The organism is Sphingobacterium composti (genome assembly GCF_009829075.1).
GTDB classification, from domain to species: Bacteria; Bacteroidota; Bacteroidia; order Sphingobacteriales; family Sphingobacteriaceae; genus Sphingobacterium; species Sphingobacterium composti.
Map to the genome: position 1 here is coordinate 1 of NZ_WUQZ01000044.1, position 8437 is coordinate 8437.

Below are 8437 nucleotides of genomic sequence, written 5' to 3' on the forward strand. Positions count from 1 at the left end.
TGAGTTCGAAAGTTCACCCTGCCTTTTAAATAACGTTTCATACTAAGGCTTTAGTTTTTATCCCTCCAGCCTATATTTACAAACAACAACATTATTTTTATAAAATTATCTTTGTTATACCAAAGGTCAGTTCGGTTTAAGCAGCAAGGAATAATTGATTTTGTTGCTGTTCAAACTGAATGTTTAAAGAAGGCTTTTTAGGAAAAAAAGCATAAGCTACCAAAGCTCCTAAAATATTTAACAAGAAGTTGATTACCGACCTGTGTCTAGTATGCTGTAGTTTGCAAATGTTCTTTAGTTCATCATTTACACATTCAATGATTGCTCTTTTGCGAAGCATTATTTTATCGGTTTGACTTAAGTTCATTCCTTTCATATTTTTTCTAGGTTTGGTTACCATCTGTATTCCATTTCCCCAGAGTATATCCGCCATTGCTTTTGAAATATACCCCTTATCCCCATATAGTTTACCAAAAATATCCTTGGTCATATTCATCGTATGTTTTAGATTTCTGTCATCCACATTGCCCTTAGTAAGGTAAAAAGACAATATTTCTCCTTTATCATTGATGATTAGGTGTAGTTTGAAACCATAGAACCAACCTATGGAACACTGACCCCGTTCAGCAGTATCTCTGAAAACTTTATTTTGGTGTATCCTTCTGTTGTGGCACACCTTGATATGCGTAGAGTCAATAAAATTAATATCCCCACTCTTGCCAAGACAGCACATCTTTACAAAAAGCATTAAGGTCAGAGCACACCTTGGTTGAAGCTCGACAAACCTATTATAAGAGGTTAATCCAGGAAAAAGATCCTTGAGATGGGGCAATGCATAATGCACATAAAAAGACTTCAGATTGCTGAATTGACCCGAATGAAAAAGGACCATTAAGCTGATCATTTCACTCTCACAAAGACTAGCTTTTCTATTGCGTTTACCGATTTTTCTGTCTTCTAAAAGCTTTTCTTCAAGAATAGGTTGGATTTCAATGCAAAAATCATCCACTTTTACGAAAATTTCTATAACTTCATCTCTTAACATAAGGCTTGGTTTATATTTGTAATAATTTGATTATCAACTAATTATATACAATCATCAAGCCTTTTTAGTTAAAATAATATATAATTTCACTTTTTTCTTATCCCGAACTCACGTTAAATATCATATACAAATCGAGAAATAGAGCCACCAATTGGTAGCTCTATCCTAAAATTACGTCGTATACTAATTACAACTCTATTCGCATAGTAGTTCCTACTGGAGAAACAGCACGTAGTGTAAACACCAATTGACCATTTTGGTTACGTAACGGAATTGGTATTTTAGGATCATCTGCTTCTTTGTATTTAAATAAAGCATTAGCAGAAGGTGTTCCATATTCCATTGGGCGTAATCCAGTATTTCGTGCTAGCAAAGAAGCATCAATTAATCGAAAAGCTCCAGTAGTCGTATTTAACCACCATATAGCTAAACCTTCTGTTGGTAGACCTACATTAAAATTACGTGCAGAACCAGCTTTTGACCTGTTTTCGATAATAAAACACTCATCTGGAGAATTTTCATGATACAGTACTAACGCATTTGGATCAGTTTCGATATTTGTGAAAGTATAACACTTTAATCCTGAAGGCAATCTATCAGCAGCAGGCAAGAGTATTTTAGGTTGTACCCATCCAATTTTCATTTTTGCTATTATGCTCATATGCACTACATTGTAGTTGTTGTCCATAATATCATAATCTCCAGCTTTACCAGTACCTGCAATTCCACCTTCGTACAAATCTTCTAGTCCAAAGAAACCATGGGCTAACTCATGCCAAATATTGGTATAATTGTAAGCGAAAGTTTCCACTCCTTGCTTCGATGAATCTGAAGCTTTGCTACAATCTAATGTAACGAAACGTAATCGCAGTTGATATGTTCTACCATTATGCGTAATAGTTACATTGTTTGGTCTATAAGCACCTTGACCACCGTCCGCAATAATCAAAGCAACTAAAACTTCGTCAGGAGTTAACACTTGGTCATTATTACGATCCAAGGATGCCCAATCAATCGATGCACCTTGGCAAGCATCACGATACAAATTTGCATTGCGTGTATAGTCAGGCACACCTGGTGTGGCGTAAGAAGCCTTTGTACGATTTAGCGGTACCAAATTCGAAACACCCGCCTTGTTTAATACGAATTGTCCCCATGAATTTTCGTAAAAATAATCACGCACACTACCTGTACCACTACTAAAAAATGCCTGATCGATAACATCATTGGTCACTCTCGTATTTGCGGGCACATCTGTAAAGGACACAGGAATAAGAACCAGTCTTCCGCCAGTATTAAAAGAGGGATGATTTTTGTTTAAGACTGTACTTCCACTTACGGGTCTATAGATTTTATTCTTAACTGCTGTCTCCACATTGCTATCATCAACTGTAGTGACAGAAGCACCACCTGTACAATATGAATCTTCTTCTCCTACCTGATCTGGATTTTTGCATGCAAATGCTACTCCAAGTAATAAGATTAATGTAAATATTTTCTTCATAACATTGTTTTTATGCTGTTTATATATCTTGATATTCCAATTATTAATACAATACACTACTTTTTGATAAACTCTACTCTTCTATTCTGAGCTTTTCCCTCTGGAGAAAAATTATTTGCAATAGGTGCAGTAGCGCCCTTTCCACTCGCTTGCAGATTATTGGGGGATACATTAAAGTTTTTGATTAAGTAGTTACGAACTGACTCAGCTCTTTGCTGAGATAACCTTTGATTTAATTCTGCCGACCCATCTGAATCGGTATGACCAACAATATCGTATTTACCAGAAGGATTTTGTTGCAGTAATTTCCCAATCTCATTCAAAAGATTGTAGGAAACTGGCTTTATCTTATCAGATCCGCTATCAAAGTGAATACCTGATGCAATAAGTTTACCATCCTTAATTAATTGACTATTGAGGTCTTTAGAAACATTTGCAATACGCAAATTACTGATGTAGAATCCATCTTTGGGCTTAGGTAATAGTTCTGCTGAACGAAAATGAAAATTATTTCTATAAACGCTGAGGTCAAATCCTTTTGGTAAGTCGAACAATTTCTCTGTATCTACGTACAAGCGAATTCGCTGTCCATTGACAGCAATACTTACATGCTTAATCTTACCGGCACTTACGTTAGCTGGCCACTCCGTAGTTGTCTCTCTGCCAGAATAAAGGCTCGTTGTATAGCCAATATTTTCTAGACCAGCACCTTTTGGTGGAATTCGGAAATAGAAAATTCTCTTTCCTTTGATGGATTGTTTTGCGGGATTTACAACTTCGGTAAAACCAAAAGTAACAGGTGGTCTCGTGGTATTTGATGGGTAAAACAGGTCAAATTCAATTGTAAAATTAGTTGGGAACTGATTTATTAATTCAGGGAAGCTCAATGTATTATCAGGAATCAGTAGCCAATTCCCATTTAGTGAAGCGATATTTACGACCTGCCCTGAACCATTTGTATTCCATCTTGTTGGAAAATCTCCTGAATTGGTATTCGTAAAATCATCAAAAAAGAGCACTTCATCACCCGGTATGAAATCGTAATTCGATGAAATGGTTGTATTAGTAGAAGTTGATGTTTGAGGTGTATTTTTATTATTGGTCGAATTTTCAATTTTTCCTTCGATTTTGTCCAAACCTTTATCGACAGCTTTGTCTATCTTTCGGTCTACCCGTTGCTTTACTTTATTTTCGACTCGCTTTCCTAACCTATCTAATATTTGTGCATAAGAAACATTGCTGATACCCAAAAAAAAGAGAATAAATAACAAGTGAGTTCTCATAATATAATTGTTAAGTTGTATTTATTGGCTAATACAACAAAATTACAAGCACTCAAAGGGTCATACAATAGTGATAAATCACTAATTTACTAAATCAAACTGTGATTAATTGCATAGGCTACAAGCTCACTACTTGTGAATGAATTTGTTTTTCTAAGTAAACGTTGACGATGATTTTCCACCGTATTTTTTGAAATATTTAAACGGTCAGCAATCAATTTACTAGTCAATCCACCGGCTAATAATTTTATGACATCCATCTCCCTTTTGGTAAGTTGAGCTAACTCGATCAATTGTGGTTCTACTTGAGTAGGTAGACTTTTTAACAGTTTTCTTTCTTTACCATTTAAAATCAGAATAGCCAACTGGGGCATATAATCCACCTCTAAATGTGATATATCTGTAACTTGACACAAACAATAACGCACTCCACCATCCGATTCGAATTTCCAATCCAAAATTTGCATGACCACATTTCTATATATTCCATCTTTATTCTTCATTTTTAAGTAGATATGCGGTCTAAAAGTCTTCTTGGGACTAGTCAAAATATAGGAATAAACATACTCAACGTACGACATCCAATATGGAATATGTTCAGGATATGCTAATTCTGCTACATATTTGTCGGCTGGTAGCCCCTTCCAATAATCATATGGTTTGCCCGTCATCTCCTCCATCATACCTCCTATTTCAAATAATTTTTGATCGGCAAAATCCACAATACACCATTGATATATACCTAATGAAAAAGATTTCATAGCTTCAATTATGGGGTCGAAATATGCTAAGATATCTTCTTTTTCTAACGAGGAAGTTGCGTTGGAAGAGAGAAGATTTCCAAATTCATCGTAACTCTCAATTGGCGATAAATTATCAATATAATCTATAATTGGCTCCATAAAAAGTAAATTTTAATAAAGTAAATTAAAAATACTAAATCAATAATTAAAAAAAATATATAAAATATTTTTTTTAATTATTTTGTACTTTAGGACATGAAAAAAATATGGAACAACCTACTTTTCCGTGTCGTTATAGCCATTACCTTAGGAATACTACTTGGAAAAATTTTACCTGAATCTATTGGAAACATATTCGCTACTTTTAATAGTCTCTTTGATCAATTATTAAAGTTTTTAATTCCTTTAATCATCGTAGGTCTTATCATTCCCGCAATAGCTAAATTGGGAAACACTGCGGGAAAAATGTTACTTACAACTGTGGCAATAGCTTATGGCTCCACATTATTTTCTGGGTTTTCTACCTACTTTGCGAGTATGTCTATCTTTCCATCGCTAGTAGAAAATCAGACTATTTCAACCATTGAAGAAGGAAATAAAAGCCTATCTCCTTATTTCACTCTGCAAATCCCACCATTTTTTGATGTCATGGGCGCATTAGTATTTGCGTTTTTGGTTGGAATTGGTCTATCAAGAATTCAGAACTCTAAATTAGCTGAGGTGTCTTATGATTTTGAAAATATTATTTCCTTTATCATAGAAAATGTCATTATTCCTCTCTTACCATTATTTATATTCGGGATATTCTTGGATATGACTTATTCGGGAAAGGTTTTCATGATCTTAAACGTTTTTGTAAAAATAATAGGATTTATCTTCGCACTGCACATTATATTACTTTTATTACAGTTTGTAATAGCTGGAGCAATTACAAAAAAGAATCCTTTAAAACTTTTAGTAACTATGATGCCTGCATATTTCACCGCCTTGGGGACGCAATCTTCGGCAGCAACTATTCCTGTTACGCTAGAACAAGCAAAAAAGGCAGGTGTTTCTGATAGTATAGCCTCCTTTGTGATTCCATTGTGTGCAACAATTCATTTGGCTGGAAGTACTTTGAAAATTGTAGCCTGTGTAATAGCTTTGATGTTGATGCAAGGTATACCGATTGAGTTAGGTCAAATGGCTGGATTTATCTGTATGCTGGGTGTAACAATGATCGCTGCACCAGGTGTTCCAGGTGGAGCTATTATGGCGGCATTAGGAATTATTACATCGATGTTGGGTTTTGATGCCGAAAATCAAGCCTTAATGATTTCATTATATATTGCCATGGATAGCTTTGGTACAGCATGTAATGTAACTGGAGATGGGGCTATCGCTATTGTGGTGGACAAATTATTTGGAAAGAAAATATAGTTTAAAAAATATAAGGCTTCGAGTGATTCTCGAAGCCTTACTTTTATTACACCGAAAATAACGCATTCAACTCTTCCAGAGTTTCTGCTGAGGTTTGGATATCTTTAATCACCTTACCTTTTTCTAAAGCGATTATACGATCTGAAATTTCTACGGTATGAGACAAATCGTGACTTGAAATCAGAATTGTAACTTCTCTATTCTGAATTAATTCACGAATAAGTTTTTTCAATCTAAACTGCGAACTCGGATCAAGATTGGCAAAAGGTTCATCTAATATTATGAGTTCTGGATTGCCAATTAAAGCACCTATAATTCCTACTTTTTTCTGATTCCCTTTGGAAAGATCACGTATGTATTTATTTTTATGCAAAACTTCTCCATTGAAAAATTCTTCGTATTGCGCTACAAAAGTATCTATCTCTTCCTTCCCTATATTACTCAATTCCCCAACGAAATAGAAATATTCTTCTGGTGTCAAATAACCAATCAAAAAAGAATCATCAACAAATGATCCGGTAAAATCTTTCCAACGATCACTTGCATGGACATTTATTTCATTGATACGAATTTCACCCGAGCTTGCTTGTATTAAGTCCAATAAAAGGCTAAACAATGTCGTTTTTCCTGCGCCATTATTGCCGACAAGACCTACACTTTCCCCTCTTTTGATTTCGATATGTTCGATATCAAGTACCTTTACTCCGTTATATTCTTTTGACAAATTATGTATAGTAATCATTTTTCTAAGTTTAAGCTAATTATCCTCTTTGTTTAAAACCTTCTAACATTTTGTAACGGTTACTCATATACATCTCTACGAGACCGTTGATAATTACTTTTCGTAGTAATAATCCCACCAAGCCAAATCCAATAAGCAAGATATTGGCCGTCTGCTCATCCACAAAAGTTTTTATAGAAAACCATATTACAATTGGAATAATGAGGAGCGGTATACTTACCAACCATTGTGCAGCACCTATCCCTTGATAATTAAACATATTGCCATTCGATAGATCAATATATTTGCGGTTGTACGCACCAAAAGCCAATAAAATTGGAATATTTACACCTGCGTTATAAATCGCACAAGATACATTCAGAAACATCTTATCCCAACCAAAATACACATAAGGCGTGCTCAAAATCGTTAAAATAAGAATAGACCCATACATCAACAAAGCTTTTGCTTCCAAGTAATTTTTCATCGTAACGGGTCTTGTCTGGAACAAAGGAAAGTAAGAACTATCCCATGCTGGAATAAACTGTCCAAAATTGATGATAAACATTCCCGTCATAAAGATCCCCACAAAAACAAGCATAGTTGAATCTTCGTATTGGGGATTGGTATAAAACAATAGACCATACAGCAAAAATCCTAAACTAACATACAGTGCAGTTTTCGCACGCTTATTGCGCCACAACAATTTTAAATCCAATTGAAGAAATGGCCCCAAATCACCGAAACGATTTGTCCAACTTAAATCCGAAGCTTGATACGTTTTTTGTTTACTATCCAAATACGCATCTAAATATAAATTCGCTCGTACATCTTTGAAAGTCAACAAATAACTCAACACAACTAAACCCAATGGCAGTAATCCTACTATTGGATAATTTAAAATCAGATTAAAGAAACTTCCAAATAAATTCGTGATGGAAAAAATCCCAAAATGTTCCAATGCATATAACGCTAAGCATAGAACAATAAATGGAACCAGTGCTTTTAAATTAGTAGAAAACCTACGTTGCACCCAAAAGTTGAGGTAATTAATAGTCAACACGAATCCTATTAATCCTATTAACCAAGACAATAAAGAAAATATAGAATAGTCTGTATTTACTATGCAGATACTAATAAAGGGTACCGCTGTAACTAATGTCAACAGATTATAGAATGAAAACAATGATTTCGCGAGTAGTACATGAACGATTTTTTGGCGCGCAACACGCTGCGTTAGCAAAGACATTGCATTTATTACAGGTAGATTTTGTAACACAAACCGCAGCATAAATTCAAATAACAACCACAGCAAGAGGAAATTATTGACAAATAAAATAGGTTCTTCGTTTGGATATAATTCTTGTATCGCGAAGTAAAGTCCAAAGCCAAGAAGTATAAATATTGCTAAAAAATATATCCCCAAGAATCCTAAAAAAAACTTGACTGCCAAACCTTTTCCCACATTCGCCGATCTAAAAAATGATTTCCATTCTAATCGAAGCAATTTTAAAAACATATAAAGATGTATTACGGGTGAATTGATTGTTATACTAAACTAATATTTTAAGCTGATAATATAGAAATTTTGTCTTAAAATCGGATAGGAGGAACGGGATTAATTCCCGTTCCGACCTTCCACAGCACCGCACGTACCGTTCGGTATACGGCGCTTCCCTAAGTTGTAACACGAACTCGCTTGTATTCTGCCAGTAAAGATGG

The 8437-nt window shown here is 34.8% G+C and carries 7 protein-coding genes; 1 reads left to right on the top strand and 6 read right to left on the bottom strand.

The features are described 5' to 3' along the window. Positions 1 to 136: 136 nt before the first annotated feature. From GOQ17_RS15825 to GOQ17_RS15840, 4 genes are all read right to left on the bottom strand, one after another. On the bottom strand, positions 137 to 1045 hold the full coding sequence (locus GOQ17_RS15825; RefSeq protein ID WP_159639002.1) for an IS982 family transposase: 909 nt from the start codon (positions 1043 to 1045) through the stop codon (positions 137 to 139). Between the two features lie 187 nt (positions 1046 to 1232). Further along, on the bottom strand, positions 1233 to 2549 hold the full coding sequence (locus GOQ17_RS15830) for a metallopeptidase domain-containing protein (protein WP_159639004.1): 1317 nt from the start codon (positions 2547 to 2549) through the stop codon (positions 1233 to 1235). Between the two features lie 56 nt (positions 2550 to 2605). Beyond that, the gene (locus GOQ17_RS15835; protein ID WP_159639006.1) at positions 2606 to 3832 is read right to left on the bottom strand and encodes an OmpA family protein; all 1227 of its coding nucleotides are present in this window, start codon (positions 3830 to 3832) and stop codon (positions 2606 to 2608) included. Between the two features lie 89 nt (positions 3833 to 3921). Beyond that, positions 3922 to 4734 carry a response regulator transcription factor gene (locus GOQ17_RS15840; RefSeq protein ID WP_159639008.1) on the bottom strand — a complete coding sequence of 271 codons (813 nt, stop codon included), beginning with the start codon at positions 4732 to 4734 and terminating at the stop codon, positions 3922 to 3924. Between the two features lie 96 nt (positions 4735 to 4830). On the opposite strand from GOQ17_RS15840, the gene GOQ17_RS15845 reads away from it, so the two are divergent. Then, a complete protein-coding gene (locus GOQ17_RS15845; RefSeq protein WP_159639010.1) occupies positions 4831 to 5994 on the top strand; it encodes a dicarboxylate/amino acid:cation symporter in 1164 nt (387 codons plus the stop codon). Positions 5995 to 6040: 46 nt separating this feature from the next. On the opposite strand, the gene GOQ17_RS15850 is transcribed toward GOQ17_RS15845, so the two are convergent. After that, positions 6041 to 6736 (bottom strand): ABC transporter ATP-binding protein, encoded by a 696-nt coding sequence (locus tag GOQ17_RS15850; RefSeq protein ID WP_159639012.1) that lies wholly within the window; start codon positions 6734 to 6736, stop codon positions 6041 to 6043. Between the two features lie 19 nt (positions 6737 to 6755). Further along, positions 6756 to 8234 carry a DUF5687 family protein gene (locus GOQ17_RS15855; RefSeq protein WP_159639014.1) on the bottom strand — a complete coding sequence of 493 codons (1479 nt, stop codon included), beginning with the start codon at positions 8232 to 8234 and terminating at the stop codon, positions 6756 to 6758. Positions 8235 to 8437 lie beyond the last annotated feature (203 nt).

Coding starts and splice junctions, on each gene's coding strand:
- GOQ17_RS15855 (WP_159639014.1), bottom strand. CDS start 8,234: ATGTTTTTAAAATTGCTTCGATTAGAATGGAAATCATTTTTTAGATCG.
- GOQ17_RS15840 (WP_159639008.1), bottom strand. CDS start 4,734: ATGGAGCCAATTATAGATTATATTGATAATTTATCGCCAATTGAGAGT.
- GOQ17_RS15850 (WP_159639012.1), bottom strand. CDS start 6,736: ATGATTACTATACATAATTTGTCAAAAGAATATAACGGAGTAAAGGTA.
- GOQ17_RS15845 (WP_159639010.1), top strand. CDS start 4,831: ATGAAAAAAATATGGAACAACCTACTTTTCCGTGTCGTTATAGCCATT.
- GOQ17_RS15835 (WP_159639006.1), bottom strand. CDS start 3,832: ATGAGAACTCACTTGTTATTTATTCTCTTTTTTTTGGGTATCAGCAAT.
- GOQ17_RS15830 (WP_159639004.1), bottom strand. CDS start 2,549: ATGAAGAAAATATTTACATTAATCTTATTACTTGGAGTAGCATTTGCA.
- GOQ17_RS15825 (WP_159639002.1), bottom strand. CDS start 1,045: ATGTTAAGAGATGAAGTTATAGAAATTTTCGTAAAAGTGGATGATTTT.